This is a genomic window from Streptomyces sp. NPDC005878 (genome assembly GCF_040629815.1).
Lineage (GTDB): Bacteria > Actinomycetota > Actinomycetes > Streptomycetales > Streptomycetaceae > Streptomyces.
On sequence record NZ_JBEXWK010000035.1, the window covers coordinates 25,911 to 43,243 of the forward strand.

Here is a 17,333-nt window from a genome sequence, read left to right on the forward strand (position 1 = left end):
CATCCGGGAAACCGCCTGGAACTGACGGACCGTCGGCCGACCGGTGGACGCGGACGGTCCTCTCCCCGGGCGCGCCCCCTGCCCCCACCCGTACGCTTGCCGCGTGAACGCCAGCGACCGCACCCCCGCCGACCTGCTGCGATCCGCGCTCGCCGCGGACCCGGCCCGCCCCCTGGTCACCTTCTACGACGACGCCACCGGCGAACGCGTGGAACTCTCGGTGGCCACCTTCGCCAATTGGGTGGCCAAGACCGCCAATCTGCTCCAGGGCGATCTCGCCGCCGCGCCCGGCGACCGCCTCGCGCTGCTGCTGCCCGCGCACTGGCAGAGCGCCGTCTGGCTGCTCGCCTGTCACTCGGTCGGCGTGGTCGCCGAGGTCGGCGGCGACCCGGCGGGCGCGGACCTCGTGGTGGCGGGGCCGGACGCGCTGGACGCGGCCCGCGCCTGTTCCGGGGAGCGGGTGGCGCTCGCGCTGCGCCCGCTCGGCGGCCGCTTCCCGCAGGTCCCCGCCGGGTTCCAGGACTACGCGGTCGAGGTGCCGAGCCAGGGTGACCGGTTCGCGCCGTACGCGCCGGTCGACCCGGCGGGCCCCGCGCTCGCCGTGGACGGCGTCGAGCTGAGCGCGGCCGAGCTGGTCGAGCGCGCCCGCGCGGAGGCCGGGACCCTGGGCCTGGAGCCCGGTTCGCGGCTCCTTTCGGCTCTCCCGTACGACAGCTGGGAGGGTCTGGCACGCGGGCTGTACGCCCCGCTGGCCTCCGGCGCGTCGGTGGTGCTCTGCCGCAACCTGGACCAACTGGCCGACGGCGGGCTGGAGAAGCGCGTGGAGAGCGAGCGGGTCACGCACCGGGCGGTGTGACGGGGAGGTGGGACGGGATGGTGTGACGGGGTGGTGAGACCGGTCGGTACGACCGGGTGATGTGGTCGATCGGCACGACCGGGCCGTGCGACCGGCCGGTCTGACCGGGTGGTGTGGCCGGCCGGTACGACCAGGCGGTGCGACCGGTCGGCCGGGCGGTGTTACCGGTCGGCCTGACCGGACGCGTGACCGAGTGGTGCCCTTCGGCGGCACCACCCGACGGTGCGCTCGACCGCGCGACGGGCTCGCGGGCCGCCCGTACGACGGGCGCCCGGGGCGGCGGTACGACCGCCCCCGGCTCGCCCGCGACCGCCAGAACGGCCCTCGGACACCTGTCGCATCTTCGTCGCGCGCACCCGGTACGACCATCGCCCCGGCGCCACCCTTGTGGCCCACAGCGGGCCGAGTCCCCGGGGTCCCGGGCTCAACTCCGGTGGATGATCGGCGGTACGCCACACAACCAAGCGCGCGCGACGACCGTCTACCGGGGTGCCCCGGCGGCTTTTCGTACGCCGCCGACCCCGTGAAGGATGGACGCCGACGTGACCGACAGCCCGCCCCGCGAGCCCGACAACCGGGCCGAGGACGAGCCACGACCGGACACGCCGACACCCCCGGAGCCGGCCGGACCCCCCGCGTCCCCGCAGGCCCCGGCCGAAGGGCAGAAGCCGACCGGCGCAGAGACGCCGACCGGCGCGGAGAAGTCGACGGACGCGGAACAGCCGACCCGCGCGGAGAAGTCCACCGCCGCGGAACAGCCGACCGACGCGGAGAAGGCGCCCGGCGCGGAGAAGGCCGCCGCGCCCGACGCGGCCGGACAGGGCGACCCGACCGAGCAGGCGGAGGCGGCACAGAGCGCCGAACCGGCCGGACCGGAAACGCCCCCCGGCGCAACCGGCGTATCCGGAACACCCGACGCACCCGCCGCACCCGGCGAACCCGGAACACCCGACGCACCCGGCGCACCCGGCGAACCCGGAACACCCGACGCACCCGAGACCCCCACCACCCCCACCGCCCCCAACCCCCGTCACCACTGGCTGCGTTGGACCGCTCTCGGCGTCTCGTTCATCGTGCTGGCCGCCGCCGGTGCCGGGTGGTGGATCTACAACAAGCTCGACCACAACATCCGCACCGACACCACGGCCGCCGCCGAGCTGGAGCGCTACGAGAAGGAGCGCCCCCCGCCCGGGACCGGCAACGCGCAGAACCTGCTGCTCATCGGGTCGGACTCGCGCGCGGGCAGCAACAGCGCGTACGGCCGTGACGACGGCGGGAGCCAGCGCTCGGACACCACGATCCTGCTGCACCTGGCGGCGGACCGGAAGTCCGCGACCGCCGTCTCGCTGCCGCGCGACCTGATGACGGACGTACCCGACTGCCTCAAGCAGGACGGCACCCGCTCCCGGCCCCAACTGGCGCAGTTCAACTGGGCCTTCGAGTTCGGCGGCGCCGCCTGCACCATCCGTACCGTGGAGAAGCTCACCGGGATCCGCGTCGACCACCACATGATCGTCGACTTCAGCGGCTTCAAGGACATGGTGGACGCGGTCGACGGCGTCGAGGTCTGCCTCAAGGAGCCCGTCGACGACCGGCAGGCGCACCTGCGGCTCCCCGCGGGCCGCCAGACGCTCCACGGCGAGCAGGCGCTGGGGTTCGTCCGCGCCCGGCACGGCTTCGGTGACGGCAGCGACACCGAGCGCATGGACCGCCAGCAGCAGTTCCTCGGCTCGCTGGTGCGCAAGGCGCAGAGCAACGGCGTCCTGCTCAATCCGACCCGGCTCTATCCGGTCCTGGACGCGATGACGAAGTCGCTGACCACCGACCCGGGGCTGAATTCGCTGCGGGACCTGTACGACCTGGTGCGCGGGATGCGCGGCATCCCGACCGACAAGGTGCAGTTCCTCACCGTGCCGCGACGGCCGTACGTGAACGACATCAACCGCGACGAGCTGGTCCAGCCGGACGCGCGGCTGCTGTTCCAGCAGCTCAGGGACGACCAGCCGCTCCATGTGGCGCCCGCGGGCTCCGCGGAGAAGGAGAAGGAGGACGGGAATGGGCGGACGGGATCGCCCGAGGGGGCCGACGGCCGGGGCTCGGACGACAAGCCCGACGACCCGGCTTCCCCCACGCCGACCCCGACGTACTCGGGTTCGAATGCCGCGGTGGGCATGTGCGAGTAAAGCGTGTGCCAACGGATAAGAAGCCGCGATGCGGATTGGGTGGATTGCCCGGTTGTAAGGGGCGTGGAATTTGTCACGGCCGTCGCTCTTCGCTCAACTGGGCAGATAGTGTGACGCGACCCGGTGCTTGTGGCCCCCGGGGCCGGACACCGCAGGATCGAATGACTGAGCGCTTTGGGGGAAGTGACTCGAGTGGCACCGACGGAGGACTAAGGCAACCGTGGATGCGCAGAGCCGTGGGCGGGCAGAGGAAGTCGACCCGGCAGACCAGTGGGTGCTCAACCCGGAGACGGGCAATTACGAATTGCGACTGACTCCCTCCGGACCGCAGTCGTCCCCCTCGGCAGACGCTCCCGCGCGCAGGACCACCGCCCCCGGCAGAGGCGGCCCCCGCCGCCGCGAGGTCCCCGGCCAGCGCGACAACCGCCGCGCCCCGGGCGCCCAGGACGCGCCCGCGGCCGCCGCGGGCCGGCGCAAGCGCAAGCCCAAGGCCTCCCGCAAGAAGAAGGTGCTGGTGTGGACGGGCGGCGTGCTGGGGTTCGTCCTCGTCGCGGGCTCGACCGGCGCGTACCTGCTCTACCAGCACTTCAACAACAACCTGAACACCGTGGACGTCGGTGACGCGGGCAGCAAGCACGCCACCTCCGACGGACCGGTGAACATCCTGATCATCGGTACGGACAAGCGCACCGGCAAGGGCAACGAGGGGTACGGCGACAAGGGCAGCGAGGGCCACGCCGACACCAACATCCTCTTCCACGTCTCCAAGGACCGGACGAACGCGACCGCGCTGTCCATCCCGCGCGACCTGGTCACCAACATCCCCGAGTGCCCGACCAAGCAGAAGGACGGCTCCACCAAGACGGTCCGGGCCGAGTCGATGGTGCGCTTCAACACCAGCCTCGGCCAGGAGGGCCGCGACCCGGGCTGCACCATGCGGACGGTCAAGGAGCTCACCGGGCTGAGCGTCGACCACTTCATGATGGCCGACTTCAACGCGGTCAAGCAGCTGTCGACGGCGGTCGGCGGGGTGAAGGTGTGCCTGACCAAGCCGGTGAACGACCCCAAGTCGCATCTGAAGCTGCCCGCCGGTGTCTCCAAGATCCAGGGCGAGCAGGCCCTCGCGTTCGTCCGGACGCGGCACAGTTTCGGCAACGAGAGCGACCTGGACCGGATCAAGCAGCAGCAGCAGTTCCTCAGTTCGATGATGCGGCAGATGAAGTCCGACTCGACGCTGAGCAGTCCGACCAAGATGTACGGGCTGGCGAACGCGGCGACCAAGGCGCTCACGGTCGACTCGGGAATAGGGTCGATCAAGAAGCTGACCAGCCTCGCGCAGGACCTCAGCAAGGTCGATCTCAAGAACGTCACCTTCACGACCGTTCCGGTCGTCGACAATCCGGCTGACGGCAAGGTGCACAAGACGGTGGTCATCGACCCGGTCAAGGCGCCGCAGGTGTTCAGCATGATGCGCGCGGACGTGTCCTTCACCGAGGTGAAGAAGAAGGAGAGCGAGGCCAAGGACGCCCAGGCGGCGCTCCTCAAGGGCGCCCGGGCCCAGGCGTCCGCCGTGCGGGTGCGGGTGCTCAACGGCGGCGCGGTGGCGGGCTCCGCCTCCCAGACGCTGCTGTGGCTCCAGAACAGCAAGGGCGTGCTGAAGTCGGACAACGGCGGCAACGCCCCGGCGAAGCTCGCGACCACCACGCTGGCCTACGCGCCCAACCAGGCCGACCAGGCACGTAAGCTCGCTGATCTGATGGGTCTGCCCGCGACCGCGCTGAAGCCCGGGACCCAGGACGCGGTCGGGAAGACGCCGATGGTGCTCACCCTCGGCGCGGACTTCAAGGGCGCCGGTGTGCCGATCGTCGCTCCGGCCAAGGCGCCCGAAGGCATCCAGAAGGTCGAAGCGGACAAGTCGGTGTGCGCCAAGTGACACACGCGTACGCAACTGATGCGTACGCGACCGGCGTGTGCCAAGTAATGAAAGGTTTTCGGCCCCGATCGGGTGCGGAGACCACCTGAGACAGGGGGTAGTGGGGTGGGGCAGAACAGCGTGCGCGGGGAGGGAACACGGCCGCGTCGTGAGCGGAACGCCGATCAGCTCGGCTGGGACGAGTCGCTGTACGGCGAGGAGGGGGGCGGCGACCGGCCGCCGGCTCCACGCTCGTCCGGCGACGGCACGGGCGACGGCGCGGACGACGGCACGGGCGCACCCGAGAAGGGCGCTGCCGCCGACGGCAGCGGGCACCGGCGCGGCGGTCCGCGCAAGCGGGTGAAGAAGAAGGGCAAGAGACGCGTACTGCGCTGGGTGGCCTCGACGCTCGCCCTGCTCATACTCGGCACGGCCGGCGCCGGTTACCTGTACTACGAGCACCTCAACGGCAACATCCGCAAGGGCGACCGCAGCGCGGGCGGCTCCAACGCCAAGAAGACCGCGGCCAACGCCGACGGCCAGACCCCGCTCAACGTCCTGCTGATCGGCTCCGACGACCGCAACTCCGCCGCCAACCTCAAGCTCGGCGGCCACCGGGCCAGCGTCGGCAGCCCCCCGCTGGCCGACGTACAGATGCTGATGCACGTCTCCGCGGACCGCAAGAGCGCCTCGGTGGTCTCCATCCCGCGCGACACCCGGGTCGACATCCCGGCGTGCGTGGACCCGAAGACCAAGAAGACGGTCCCGGCCACCAACAACCTCATCAACATGGCGCTGGCCCGGGGCGGCGCGGGCTGTGTCCTGGACACCTGGGAGAAGCTCACCGGTGTCTACATCGACCACTGGATGATGGTCGACTTCGCGGGCGTGGTGGCGATGGCCGACGCGGTCGGCGGCGCCGACGTGTGCGTCAAGCAGAACGTGTACGACGGGCCCAAGCCCAGGGTGTCCGGCGGTTCGCACCTGCGGCTCACCGCGGGCACCCACAAGGTCAAGGGCGAGCAGGCCCTCCAGTGGCTGCGCACCCGGCACGCCTTCGAGAGCGACCTGGGCCGCTCCAAGGCCCAGCACATGTACCTGAACTCGGTGATGCGCGAGCTGAAGAAGCAGAATGCTTTCACCGACACCGGGCGGATCATGAACCTGGCGGAGACGGCCACCAAGTCGCTCCAGGTCTCGCGTGAGCTCGGCACGGTCAAGAAGCTCTACGACCTCGGCATGGAGCTCAAGAGCGTGCCGATGGAGCGGATGAACATGCTGACCATGCCCCGTATCCAGGACCCCAAGAACAAGGAGCACGTGCTGCCGGCGCCCGGCGCGGCCGAGACGCTGTGGTCGATGCTCCGCGAGGACAAGCCGCTCGACAAGAAGGACGACGGCCCGGCCAAGCCGGAGAGCAAGGGCCCGGCGGCCACCCCGGCGGGCTCGCTCGCGGTCTCGGTCGTCAACGGCACCGGTGTCAACGGCGCCCCGCCCACCCAGAAGCGGGCGGGCACGGTCACCGACACCCTGAAGAACAAGGGCTTCTTCAAGGCGAAGGCCTCCGACGTCCGCGGCTCGGCCGCGACCACCACGCTGACCTACCCCAAGAGCGCGGGCGCCCAGGGCAAGGCCGACGCGCTGTCGGTGGCGGCCGCGATGGAGCTGCCGTCCAGTGCGGTGAAGGTGGCCACCGACGTCTCCACGCTGACCCTGACGGTCGGCGCCGACTGGCGCACCGGCGCCACGTACCCGAAGAAGGCCGCCGAGGACAGTGACCCGCTGAAGGGCACGGAGAACGTCAACGGCGCCAACAAGACGGACTGCATGGACATCTACTGGCCCTACCGCTTCTAGCCGCGCGTACGCGGAAGGGGGCGCCCGGTGCTTCACGGCACCGGGCGCCCCCTTCTCTTGTCGCGTACGGCCGGCGTCAGACCCTGACGGCCGGGCGGCGGCTGGCGATGACCTTCCTCGCCAGCGCCTTGGGGCTGGTCAGGAAGCCGTAGCCCCAGGACATGTGCATGGTGGCGAGCGCGACGGGGATCTGGAGGCGGGCCTTGAGGGACAGCCCCCTGCCCGCCGGGAGGGAGCCCGCCGTGATCGCGGCGAGGTAGCCGGCCGGGATCACGAAGCCCACCGGGGTGAGCACCGCGCCCACCACGAGGCCCGCCGCGATCGCGCAGACGGCGGTCGGCGGGGCGAGGTAGCGCAGGTTGATGGAGCCCTCGTGGTAGCGGGCGACGACATGGCGCCAGCGGCCGTAGTCCTTGTACTGCTTGGCCAGGGCGCGCACGCTCGGGCGCGGGCGGTACTGCACCTTCAGCTCGGGCGAGAACCAGATGAGGCCGCCCGCCTCGCGGATGCGGAAGTTCAGCTCCCAGTCCTGGGCGCGGATGAACTCCTCGTTGTAGCCGCCCTGTTGCTCCAGGGCCTCGCGCCGGAAGACGCCCAGGTAGACCGTCTCGGCCGGGCCCGCGGCGCCACCGGTGTGGAAGGCCGCGTTGCCGACGCCGATCTTCGAGGTCATGGCGGCCGCGACCGCGTCCTCCCAGGCGTTCTCGCCCTCGGCGTGCATGATGCCGCCGACGTTCTGCGCGCCGGTCTCCTCCAGGAGGCGGACGGCGGTGGCGATGTAGTTCGGGGAGAGCATGCCGTGGCCGTCGACGCGCACCACGATCGGGTGGCGGGAGGCCTTGATGGCGGCGTTCAGTGCCGCCGGGGTACGGCCGGTGGGATTGGGGACGGTGTGGACGCGGGCTCGTCCGTCGGAGGCGGTCTCCCGGACCAGCTCGGCGGCGATCTCGTCCGTGCGGTCCGTGGACGGGCCGAGGGCGATCACCACCTCCAGCTCGCCGTCGTACTCCTGTTCCAGGATGTGGCGGACCGAGTTGCGCAGATGCCGCTCCTCATTGAGGACCGGCATGATCACGGAAACAGCGGGGTGCGTGGCGTTCATCGTGGGTCACGTTACCGCGAACGGGGGACACCGTTGCGCGCGGCCGGGGCGGCGCCCGATGTCGCAGATCGTATGGGCCTACCGTGCCACCTGTCCCCTTTTCGCCCGCGGAGGTCCCCGTGCCCACGCCGCCCCGCTCCCGCTCCCCCCGTACCGACCCGCCCCGCGCCAGACAGCAGGACGAGCGGCCTCGCTGGGGCATGCGGATGGCGACGACGCTCTCGGTCCTCGTGCTGGGCGCGGGCGGGGTGGGCCATGCCGTGGTGACGGGGCTCGACGGCGGGATCGGGCGGGTCGACCCGTTCAAGGACATGAAGAACCGGCCGCAGGCGGGGCACGGCACCAACATCCTGCTGGTGGGCACGGACGGCCGGGACAAGGTCACGCCGGAGGAGAAGGAGAAGTACCGCCTGGGCGGTGCGCCCTGCCACTGCACCGACACGATGATGATCGTGCACGTCTCCTCGGACCGTAACCGGGCGAGCGTGGTGAGCATCCCGCGCGACAGCTACGCGGAGGTCCCCGAGCACACCGACCAGAACACCGGCCAACACCACAACCAGCACCCCGTGAAGATCAACGCGGCGTACGCGGAGGGCGGGCCCGCGCTGACGGTGCGCACGGTGGAGCACATGACCGGCCTCAAGATGGACCACTATCTGGAGGTCGACTTCACCAGCTTCATGAAGACGGTGGACGTGCTCGGCGGGGTGCGGATCTGCGCGGCGAGGCCGCTGAAGGACTCCTACTCCGGACTCGACCTGCCCGCGGGCACCCACCGCCTCGACGGCGGCCAGGCGCTCCAGTACGTACGCTCCCGGCACACCGACGGCTCGGCCGACCTGGGCCGGATGCAGCGCCAGCAGAAGTTCATGGCGGCGCTGATCCACGAGGCGACGGGGTCGGGCGTACTGATGAACCCGGTGCGCTTCCGGCAGGTCGCCTCGACGCTGCTGTCCTCGGTCCGGGCCGACCAGGGCTTCGGCGCGGAGGAGATCCTCTCGCTGGGGCGGACGATGCGGGACTTCTCCCCCGCGTCGTCGGAGTTCACGACCGTGCCGATCGGGCAGATGAGCTTCCCCGTGAAGGGAATCGGCTCCACGGTGAAATGGGATCCGGTGAAGTCCCGCAAACTCTTCGCCGAGCTGCGCGAGGACCGGCCGCTGGCACGGCCCGTGCCACGCACCCAGGACGCCAAGGGCCGGCCGCCCGGGACGACGGTCGAGGTGGCGCCGGACCGGATCCACGTCCAGGTCTACAACGGCACCCGCACCGACGGCCTCGGCCGCCGCGTCGACGACGCCCTGCGCGCGACGGGCTTCCGCACCACCGGGAAGCCGCTGGCGGCCGGCGCGGGCGAGGTCCACCGCACGATCGTCGAGTACGACCCGCGCTGGGACCGCTCGGCGCGGTCCCTTGCGGCGGCCCTGCCCGGCAGCGAGCTGCGCCCGGTCAAGGGCCTCGGCGCCACCCTTCAGGTGACGGCGGGCACGGACTTCACGGCGGTACGCCCGGTGCGGGCGGAGGCGACGGGCGCGGGAGAGTTCGACACGGTGACGGGCGACCAGGCGGTGTGCCCATGACGCGGCGCGGCACGCGGCGGCCGGGGGCCACCGCCTCCCGCGCTCAGTCGTCCAGGCCCTCCGCCGCCCGCTTCTCCCGGAGCTCCAGGATCGCGCGGCGCCGCGCCAGCCGGTGGGTGCGGCGGATCTGCGCCTCCTGGTAGCGGCGCTCGTCCCGCTCCGTCTCCGGCAGGACCGGCGGCACCGCCCGCGGCTTCCCGTCCGAGTCGACCGCGGCGAACACCAGATACGCCGAGCCGACCTGCTGGGCGGGGGTGGACTCGTTCCACCGCTCGGCCAGCACCCGTACCCCGACCTCCATGGAGGACCGGCCGGTCCAGTTGACCTGCGCCTTCACATGCACCAGGTCGCCGACCCGCACCGGCAGCAGGAACGCCATCTCGTCCATCGACGCCGTGACCGCCGGGCCGCCGGAGTGGCGACCGGCCACCGCACCCGCCGCGTCGTCCACCAGTTTCATGATCACACCGCCGTGGACCGTGCCCAGGAGGTTGGTGTCATGGGCGGTCATGATGTGGCTCAGGGTGGTACGGGACGCCGAGGTCGGCTTGCCCGGAAGATCAGTCATACCGCCCAGCTTAGGCGCGCCCGGGTGTGCGCTCCTCGCACGGACATTGCATCAGCTGTGCAACAGCCCGGGCCCAGATCCCCACCCACCCTGTCAGACACGCGGGGGACCCGTGCATGCTTGACGGCATGAACGACGGATGGTCCGACGACGACCGCGGCGAGCGCTACGGCCGCGGCAGCTCCGCCGCGCAGCCGGAGGGCCCGCGCGTGATGCGCCATGTGCAGCGCCCCGCGGGCTCCGCGCCCGCGCGCCCGCAGCGCCCGGTCCCGCCGCAGCAGCCCTCGTACGACGACGGCGACGGCTACGGACAGCAGCAGTACGGCAACGGTGTGCCCGCACCCGGTTCGTACGACAGCGGCTACAGCGACGGCCAGGTCTACGGCTCCCCGTCCGGCCGCGGCCCGGGCGGGCCCGGCGGCCGGGGTCCCGGCGGCGGACCGGGCGCGGCGAGCTCGCCCGCGCGCCCGCGGCCGAACTGGCGGCGCCGGATCATGGTCGGCTCGCTGGTCCTGGTGGTGACCGTGGTCGGCGTCGGCGTCGGCACGTACTTCTGGGCCGACGGCAAGGTGCGCCGCGAGGTGGACCTCTCCAAGGTCATCGAGCGCCCCGGCGGCGGCAAGGGCACCAACTACCTCATCGTCGGCTCGGACTCCCGCGACGGACTGTCCAAGGACGAGAAGAAGAAGCTGCACACCGGTTCCGCCGAGGGCAAGCGGACCGACTCGATGATGATCCTGCACACCGGTGACAACGGGAACACCATGATCTCGCTGCCGCGCGACTCCTGGGTGCGGATCCCCAGCTTCAAGGGCTCCCAGTCCGGCAAGCTGTTCCCGGCCAAGGGCCACAACAAGCTGAACGCGGCGTACGCGATGGACGGCCCCGAGCTGCTGGTGCGCACCATCGAGGCCAACACCGGGCTGCACATCGACCACTACGCCGAGATCGGCTTCGCCGGCTTCGCGGACATCGTGGACGCGGTCGGCGGCGTGGAGATCGACATCCCGCAGGACATCAAGGACCGGGACTCGGGCGCCGACTTCAAGAAGGGCAAGCAGACCCTCGACGGCCAGCAGGCCCTGGCGTTCGTCCGCAACCGCCACGGCTACGCGGCGGGCGACCTGGAGCGCACCAAGAACCAGCAGCGCTTCCTGTCGGCGCTTGCGAGCCAGACGGCGACCCCGTCGACCGTGCTCAACCCGTTCAAGCTGTACCCGGTGATGGGGGCGGGCCTGGACACGCTGATCGTCGACAAGGACATGAGCCTGTTCGACCTGGCGGACATGTTCTGGGCGATGAAGGGCGTCACCGGGGGCGGTGGCACCTCGATGAACATGCCGATCTCCGGCAACGGCCCGCAGTCGTCCCTGCTGTGGGACAGCGGGAAGGTCAAGCAGCTGGTGAACGAGCTGAGCAACGACCAGAAGGTCACGGTGACGGCGTCGCGGTGACGGCGTCGCGGTGACGACGCCTCGCTGAAGACGTTCCGCTGACGCACCATCAGGGTCAACGGAAACCGCCGGGGCGACAAGACTCACAGAGAAACCACAGGGCAGTGCACAACTGCCCGCCCTTGCCCCGCTTTGCCCGTCCAACTGGCGGGCCGGGCGGGGCTTTTGGCGTAAAGAAACCTCTACTGCGGCCCTTGTTCCGGTCATACGATCACCGGCGTTCGTGGATTCTCCCGTACTCCGAAGGGCTGTAGTGAACATTCGCCGTGCTCTGGCGACGGCCGTCGCCGCCGCTGTGACCGCGCCCGTGGTGATCCTGTCGGCGGGCCCCGCGCTCGCCGACGCCGAGCCGGCCGCGCAGACCCAGCCGCAGCCGCAGACGCAGAAGAAGCCGACGCTCGCGGAGCTGGAGAAGGCCGTCGCGGCGGCGAAGAAGGTGTACGAGGACGCGGTCGCCGCCGAGAAGGCGGCCAGGGCGGCCCTGGACGCGCTGGGCACGCCCACCGATCCGCTCAACGCGGCGCGCATCGAGACGCAGAAGAAGGCCGGCGACGCGACCGCCCGCAAGCAGATCGCCGACAAGGCGCTCTCCGACGCCGAGTTCGAGCTGCAGACGCTGCCCGCCGGGGCGTCCAAGGACGAGCGGGACGCCGTACAGAAGAAGATCGACGAGGCCAGGAAGGACGTCGAGAAGGCCACCGCCGACAAGGCCGCGGCCGACGCCCTGGCCGAGAAGGCCGCCGACGCCTGGAGCGACGCGCGGGTCCGGGCGGGGCAGCGGCTCTACGCGGCGCAGATGGAGGTCGCGAAGGCCCTGGCGGCGAAGGAGGCCGCGGAGAAGGCGCTCGCCGACGCCGAGAAGGCGGCCGAGGACCCGGTCTGCGACCCCGGCAACCTGCTCGTCACCGCCGCCCTCACGGGCCTGCCGTCCCGGATCACCGCGGGAACCAGCACCGACTTCTCGCTGCGGATCACCAACGGTACGGACAAGACCCTCGACAGGCTCCGGGCGTTCACCTACTCCTGGGCCGCCGACAAGAGCCACCACAAGGTCTCACGCGACCTGCTGCGCCTCCAGTGGTCCACCGCCACGTCCCGGGGCTGGAAGGACGTCGACAGCCGGAACCGCGCGGGTACGTTCGAGAACCTGGCGGCCGGCGCACACGCCGACATGAAGCTCCGGCTCACCCTGGACGCGAAGACCCCGGCGGGTCAGGGCTTCGCCTTCGTGTCGGCCCTCAAGGCGGAGAAGTCCTGCGACGGCACGGAGCCGCCGATGACCCAGTACCCCTTCGAGATCCTCGCGGCCGGCACCAAGGCCGACACGGAGAAGAAGAAGACCTCGGACACCAAGCCGCTGGGCGGCACCTCGACCACCCCGCTGACCACCGCCACCACCGGCCGGCTCGCCGCCACCGGCTCCTCCTCCGCCACCCCGAAGCTCGCGCTCGCGGGCGGGGCGGCGGTACTGGCAGGCGCGGCCACGGTCCTCACCACGCGCCGCCGCCGCACCGAGGGCTGAGCCCCCCTCCCGGAGCACGCCTCGGGCCCGTATCCGTGACGCACGGATACGGGCCCGAGGCGCTCGACCACTACGGCAGGTTGCGCGCCATCACGATGCGCTGGACCTGGTTGGTGCCCTCGTAGATCTGGGTGATCTTGGCGTCGCGCATCATGCGCTCCACCGGGTAGTCGCGGGTGTAGCCGTAGCCGCCGAGGAGCTGGACCGCGTCCGTGGTGGCTTCCATGGCGACGTCGGAGGCGAAGCACTTCGCCGCCGCGCCCAGGTACGTCAGGTCCGCGTCGCCGCGCTCGGACGCCGCGGCGGCCTGGTAGGTCAGGGCGCGGGCGGCCGAGATCTTCATCGCCATGTCGGCGAGCATGAACTGGATGCCCTGGAACTCGGCGATCGGCTTGCCGAACTGCTTGCGCTCCTGGACGTAGCCCTTGGCGTAGTCGAGGGCGCCCTGCGCGATGCCGAGAGCCTGGGCCGCGATGGTGATGCGGGTGTGGTCCAGGGTCTTCATCGCGGTGGCGAAGCCGGTGCCCTCCGCGCCGATCATGCGGTCGGCGGGGATGCGGACGTTGTCGAGGTAGACCTCGCGCGTCGGGGAGCCCTTGATGCCGAGCTTCTTCTCCGGGGCGCCGAAGGAGACGCCCGGGTCGGACTTCTCGACCACGAAGGCGGAGATGCCCTTCGAGCGCTTCTCCGGGTCGGTGACGGCCATCACCGTGTAGTAGTCCGAGACGCCCGCGTTGGTGATCCAGCGCTTCACGCCGTTGAGCACCCAGAAGTCCCCGTCGCGCACCGCGCGGGTCTTCATGCCCGCGGCGTCCGAGCCCGCGTCCGGCTCCGAGAGGCAGTACGAGAACATCGCGTCGCCCTTGGCCAGCGGGCCCAGGTACTTCTTCTTCAGCTCCTCGGAGCCGGAGAGGATCACCGGGAGCGAGCCGAGCTTGTTCACGGCCGGGATGAGGGAGGAGGAGGCGCAGACGCGGGCCACCTCCTCGATCACGATGACGGTGGCGAGCGCGTCGGCGCCGGCGCCGCCGTACTCCTCGGGGACGTGCACGGCGTGCAGGTCGTTGGCGACCAGGGCGTCCAGCGCCTCCTGCGGGAAGCGGGCCTCCTCGTCGACCTCGGCCGCGAACGGCGCGATCTTCGCCTCGGAGAGCGAGCGGATCGCGTCGCGGAGCATGTCGTGTTCTTCGGACGGGCGGTACAGGTCGAAATCAGCCGTTCCGGCCAAGGTGACTCACTCCCCAAGGGCGCTAACTACCGTTAAGTAACCTCAATTTTAGTGGGGTGTACGGCCTGCGGCATACGTGAGTTTGACGACAGGCGGACGGAGGCCGTGATCAAGGCGGATCGCAGGCCGCGCAGGGGCCCGACTATGCTCGGGCAGCGCCCTCAAGCCCGTACCTTCCAGGAGTACCGCATGGCCCTCAAGATCACTGTGATCGGCACCGGATACCTCGGGGCCACCCACGCCGCGGCCATGGCGGAGCTGGGGTTCGAGGTGCTGGGCCTGGACGTGGTCCCGGAAAAGATCGCGCTGCTGGCGCAGGGGCGCGTGCCGATGTACGAGCCGGGCCTGGAGGAGCTGCTCGCCCGGCACGTCGCCGGGATCGAGGGCTCCAGCGGGCGGCTGCGCTTCACCACCTCCTGGGAGGAGGCCGGCGCCTTCGGCGATGTGCACTTCGTCTGCGTGAACACCCCGCAGAAGCACGGCGAGTACGCGTGCGACATGTCCTACGTCGACTCCGCCTTCGCCTCGCTCGCCCCGCACCTGCGCGAGGGCGCGCTGGTGGTGGGCAAGTCGACCGTGCCGGTCGGGTCCGCCGCCCGGCTGGCCGCGACGCTGCCCGAGGGCGTGGAGCTGGCCTGGAACCCGGAGTTCCTGCGCGAGGGCTTCGCCGTGAACGACACCCTGCACCCCGACCGGATCGTGGTCGGCGTGGAGAGCGAGCGCGCCGAGAAGCTGCTGCGCGAGGTGTACGGCACGCCGGTCGCCGAGGGCTCCCCCTTCGTGGTGACCGACTTCCCCACCGCCGAGCTGGTGAAGACCTCCGCGAACTCCTTCCTCGCCACCAAGATCTCCTTCATCAACGCCATGGCCGAGGTGTGCGAGGCCGCCGACGGCGACGTGGTGAAGCTGGCCGAGGCCATCGGGCACGACGAGCGCATCGGCTCGAAGTTCCTGCGGGCCGGGATCGGCTTCGGCGGTGGCTGTCTGCCCAAGGACATCCGCGCGTTCATGGCCCGGGCCGGTGAGCTCGGCGCCGACCAGGCGCTCACCTTCCTGCGCGAGATCGACTCCATCAACATGCGCCGGCGCGGCCAGATGGTGGAGATGGCGCGCGAGGCGCTGGGCGGCGGGTCCTTCCTGGGCAAGCGGGTCGCCGTGCTGGGCGCGACCTTCAAGCCGGACTCCGACGACGTACGCGACTCGCCCGCCCTGAACGTGGCCGGGCAGATCCACCTCCAGGGCGGCCAGGTCACCGTCTACGACCCCAAGGGCATGGACAACGCCCGCCGCCTCTTCCCCACGCTCGGATACGCGGACACGGCGCTGGACGCGGTGCGCGGCGCGGACGTGGTGCTCCACCTCACCGAGTGGCGCGAGTTCCGCGAGCTGGACCCGGCGGCGCTGGGCGAGGTGGCCGACGCCCGGATCGTGCTGGACGGGCGGAACGCGCTGGACGCGGTGAAGTGGCGTGAGGCGGGCTGGACGTTCCGGGCGATGGGGCGCCCGCGCGCGTAGGGGCGAGCCTTCGGCCCTGGGGGCGCCGGTCCTGGTGGCGCCGGTCCTGGTCGCTACGGTCCTGCCCGTATCGGTCCTGCCCGTATCGGTCCGGGTGGCGCCGGTCCTGGTCGCTACGGTCCTGCCCGTATCGGTCCTGCCCGCTGCCGTCCCGCCGTCAGCCCTGGCGCGGTGGGTCGAGTTCCTCGATGGTGGCGGTGGAAGGTCCGCGGCGGGGCTGGGCGGCGCGGGCCGCGAAGTCCACGTCACGGATGACCCGTGCGAAGTTTCCCCAGGTCAGCGCGGCCAGCTCGGTGTCGTCCCAGCCCCGGTCGATCAGCTCCGCGAGCAGGACCGGGTAGCAGGAGGCGTCCTCCAGGCCGATGGTGCGCGGGGCGTCCTCCGGCAGGCCGTACCCGCCCGAGAGGCCGATGTGCTCCGGTCCCGCGGCCTCGCGCAGATGCTCGATGTGGTCGGCGACGTCCTGGACGGACGCGGGCCGTCCGGCGCGGGCGACCTGCGCCGGGGCGAAGCTCACCAGACACACCCCGCCGTTCTCGGGGAGCTCCGCGACGAGTTCGTCGGTGACGTTGAGCGGGTGGTCGGTGAGAGCGCGGGCGGCCGACCGGGTGAAGATCACCGGGGCCTTGGCCGCGCTGTAGGTGTGGCGGACGGTCTCGGGGGCCGCGCCGGACAGGTCGATGACCATGCCGAGCCGGTTGAGCTCCCGTACGACCTCCTGGCCGAAGCGGGTCAGGCCCGCGCGGGCCCAGGCGGCCGTGGCGGTCAGGGTGACCGCGCGGACGCCGAGCGCGTGGTACGCCCGGACCGTACCCAGCGAGTCGCCCAGCGCGTGGGCGGCGACCGGCCCGAAGAGGGAGGCGATACGGCCGTGGTTGCGGGCGTCGGCCAGGTCCCCCACGGCGTGCGCCGTGCGCAGCCCCTCCGGGCAGGCGTCGACGAGCGTACGGATGCGGTCGACGCGTTCCAGCGTGGCGCTGACCGGGTCCGGGCAGTCGGCCGGGACCATCAGCGACCACAGCTGCGCTCCGACGCCGCCGTGCCGGAGCCGCGGGATGTCGGTGTCGAGCGAACTCTCCCCGAGCTCGACGTCGTGCCACGGGGTGTGCACGAGCACCTGGGCGAGGGTGTTGTACCCGTCGGCGACGGGGTGGGCGCGCAGGAGCGCGTGGATACGGGCGCGCAGCTCGGGGTCGAGGGTGTCGGTGTCACCGGGGGCCGCCTCGGCGTCCGGGTGCCGTTCGGTGGGGGCCGGGTGGTGCGGGGCGGGTGTTGCGGGTGTGGGGTGGTCGGGCTCGCGGGTCCCGTCCTTGGCGGCGTCGGGTGCGCCTATCCCGGCGGTGGCGGTGTCGGCCTCGTCCTGCAGATCTGCCATGACAGCCTCCCGGATCGACCTCGACGACGGCAGCGGTACGGTCAGCGTCACATGGGTGGGGCTGGGGGTCGCGACGGTTGTGGCGTTCGGGGGACGCGGGGGGGGTGGCCGGGGGTTCGCCTGCGGGTGGTGGGTGGCTGGTCGCGCAGTTCCCCGCGCCCCTGATCGGCCCGGAGTG

12 protein-coding genes are annotated in these 17,333 nt (G+C 71.5%); 8 read left to right on the plus strand and 4 right to left on the minus strand.

The genetic code is table 11. The features are described from left to right. The first annotated feature begins 103 nt into the window (after positions 1-103). The 4 genes from ABZ404_RS33965 to ABZ404_RS33980 all read left to right on the plus strand — a co-directional run bounded on the left by ABZ404_RS33965 (position 104) and on the right by ABZ404_RS33980 (position 6,808). Positions 104-856 carry a TIGR03089 family protein gene (locus tag ABZ404_RS33965; RefSeq protein ID WP_358832928.1) on the plus strand — a complete coding sequence of 251 codons (753 nt, stop codon included), beginning with the start codon at positions 104-106 and terminating at the stop codon, positions 854-856. Between the two features lie 530 nt (positions 857-1,386). Further along, positions 1,387-3,039 (plus strand): LCP family protein, encoded by a 1,653-nt coding sequence (locus ABZ404_RS33970; RefSeq protein WP_358832929.1) that lies wholly within the window; start codon positions 1,387-1,389, stop codon positions 3,037-3,039. A gap of 220 nt (positions 3,040-3,259) precedes the next feature. Then, on the plus strand, positions 3,260-4,972 hold the full coding sequence (locus ABZ404_RS33975) for an LCP family protein (protein ID WP_358832930.1): 1,713 nt from the start codon (positions 3,260-3,262) through the stop codon (positions 4,970-4,972). A gap of 105 nt (positions 4,973-5,077) precedes the next feature. Next, a complete protein-coding gene (locus ABZ404_RS33980) occupies positions 5,078-6,808 on the plus strand; it encodes an LCP family protein (protein WP_358832931.1) in 1,731 nt (576 codons plus the stop codon). 76 nt (positions 6,809-6,884) lie between these two features. Here the strand turns inward: ABZ404_RS33980 and ABZ404_RS33985 are convergent, their stop codons facing one another. Further along, the gene (locus tag ABZ404_RS33985; protein WP_358832932.1) at positions 6,885-7,910 is read right to left on the minus strand and encodes a glycosyltransferase family 2 protein; all 1,026 of its coding nucleotides are present in this window, start codon (positions 7,908-7,910) and stop codon (positions 6,885-6,887) included. Between the two features lie 200 nt (positions 7,911-8,110). On the opposite strand from ABZ404_RS33985, the gene ABZ404_RS33990 reads away from it, so the two are divergent. Beyond that, on the plus strand, positions 8,111-9,493 hold the full coding sequence (locus ABZ404_RS33990; protein ID WP_358832935.1) for an LCP family protein: 1,383 nt from the start codon (positions 8,111-8,113) through the stop codon (positions 9,491-9,493). 43 nt (positions 9,494-9,536) lie between these two features. Here ABZ404_RS33990 and ABZ404_RS33995 read toward each other — a convergent pair whose 3' ends face one another. Continuing rightward, complete coding sequence (locus ABZ404_RS33995) at positions 9,537-10,061, minus strand: acyl-CoA thioesterase (RefSeq protein ID WP_358832933.1); 525 nt, start codon at positions 10,059-10,061, stop codon at positions 9,537-9,539. A 128-nt stretch (positions 10,062-10,189) separates the two neighbouring features. Between ABZ404_RS33995 and ABZ404_RS34000 the strand changes: the two genes are divergently transcribed. Further along, on the plus strand, positions 10,190-11,515 hold the full coding sequence (locus ABZ404_RS34000) for an LCP family protein (protein ID WP_358991237.1): 1,326 nt from the start codon (positions 10,190-10,192) through the stop codon (positions 11,513-11,515). 253 nt (positions 11,516-11,768) lie between these two features. After that, positions 11,769-13,037 (plus strand): LPXTG cell wall anchor domain-containing protein, encoded by a 1,269-nt coding sequence (locus tag ABZ404_RS34005; protein ID WP_358837735.1) that lies wholly within the window; start codon positions 11,769-11,771, stop codon positions 13,035-13,037. Positions 13,038-13,107: 70 nt separating this feature from the next. On the opposite strand, the gene ABZ404_RS34010 is transcribed toward ABZ404_RS34005, so the two are convergent. After that, entirely contained in the window at positions 13,108-14,265 is a 1,158-nt protein-coding gene (locus ABZ404_RS34010; RefSeq protein ID WP_358837492.1) for an acyl-CoA dehydrogenase, read from the minus strand. Positions 14,266-14,454: 189 nt separating this feature from the next. Here ABZ404_RS34010 and ABZ404_RS34015 point away from each other — a divergent pair, with 189 nt between their 5' ends. Beyond that, entirely contained in the window at positions 14,455-15,780 is a 1,326-nt protein-coding gene (locus tag ABZ404_RS34015; protein WP_358837493.1) for a UDP-glucose/GDP-mannose dehydrogenase family protein, read from the plus strand. A 157-nt stretch (positions 15,781-15,937) separates the two neighbouring features. Here the strand turns inward: ABZ404_RS34015 and ABZ404_RS34020 are convergent, their stop codons facing one another. Further along, positions 15,938-17,155 (minus strand): dipeptidase, encoded by a 1,218-nt coding sequence (locus ABZ404_RS34020; RefSeq protein ID WP_358837494.1) that lies wholly within the window; start codon positions 17,153-17,155, stop codon positions 15,938-15,940. Positions 17,156-17,333 lie beyond the last annotated feature (178 nt).

Bases quoted from the DNA above. Each gene is read 5' to 3' on its own strand.
- ABZ404_RS33995 (WP_358832933.1), bottom strand. From the start codon at position 10,061: ATGACTGATCTTCCGGGCAAGCCGACCTCGGCGTCCCGTACCACCCTG.
- ABZ404_RS34015 (WP_358837493.1), top strand. From the start codon at position 14,455: ATGGCCCTCAAGATCACTGTGATCGGCACCGGATACCTCGGGGCCACC.
- ABZ404_RS33970 (WP_358832929.1), top strand. From the start codon at position 1,387: ATGGACGCCGACGTGACCGACAGCCCGCCCCGCGAGCCCGACAACCGG.
- ABZ404_RS34000 (WP_358991237.1), top strand. From the start codon at position 10,190: ATGAACGACGGATGGTCCGACGACGACCGCGGCGAGCGCTACGGCCGC.
- ABZ404_RS33990 (WP_358832935.1), top strand. From the start codon at position 8,111: ATGCGGATGGCGACGACGCTCTCGGTCCTCGTGCTGGGCGCGGGCGGG.
- ABZ404_RS33985 (WP_358832932.1), bottom strand. From the start codon at position 7,910: ATGAACGCCACGCACCCCGCTGTTTCCGTGATCATGCCGGTCCTCAAT.
- ABZ404_RS34020 (WP_358837494.1), bottom strand. From the start codon at position 17,155: ATGGCAGATCTGCAGGACGAGGCCGACACCGCCACCGCCGGGATAGGC.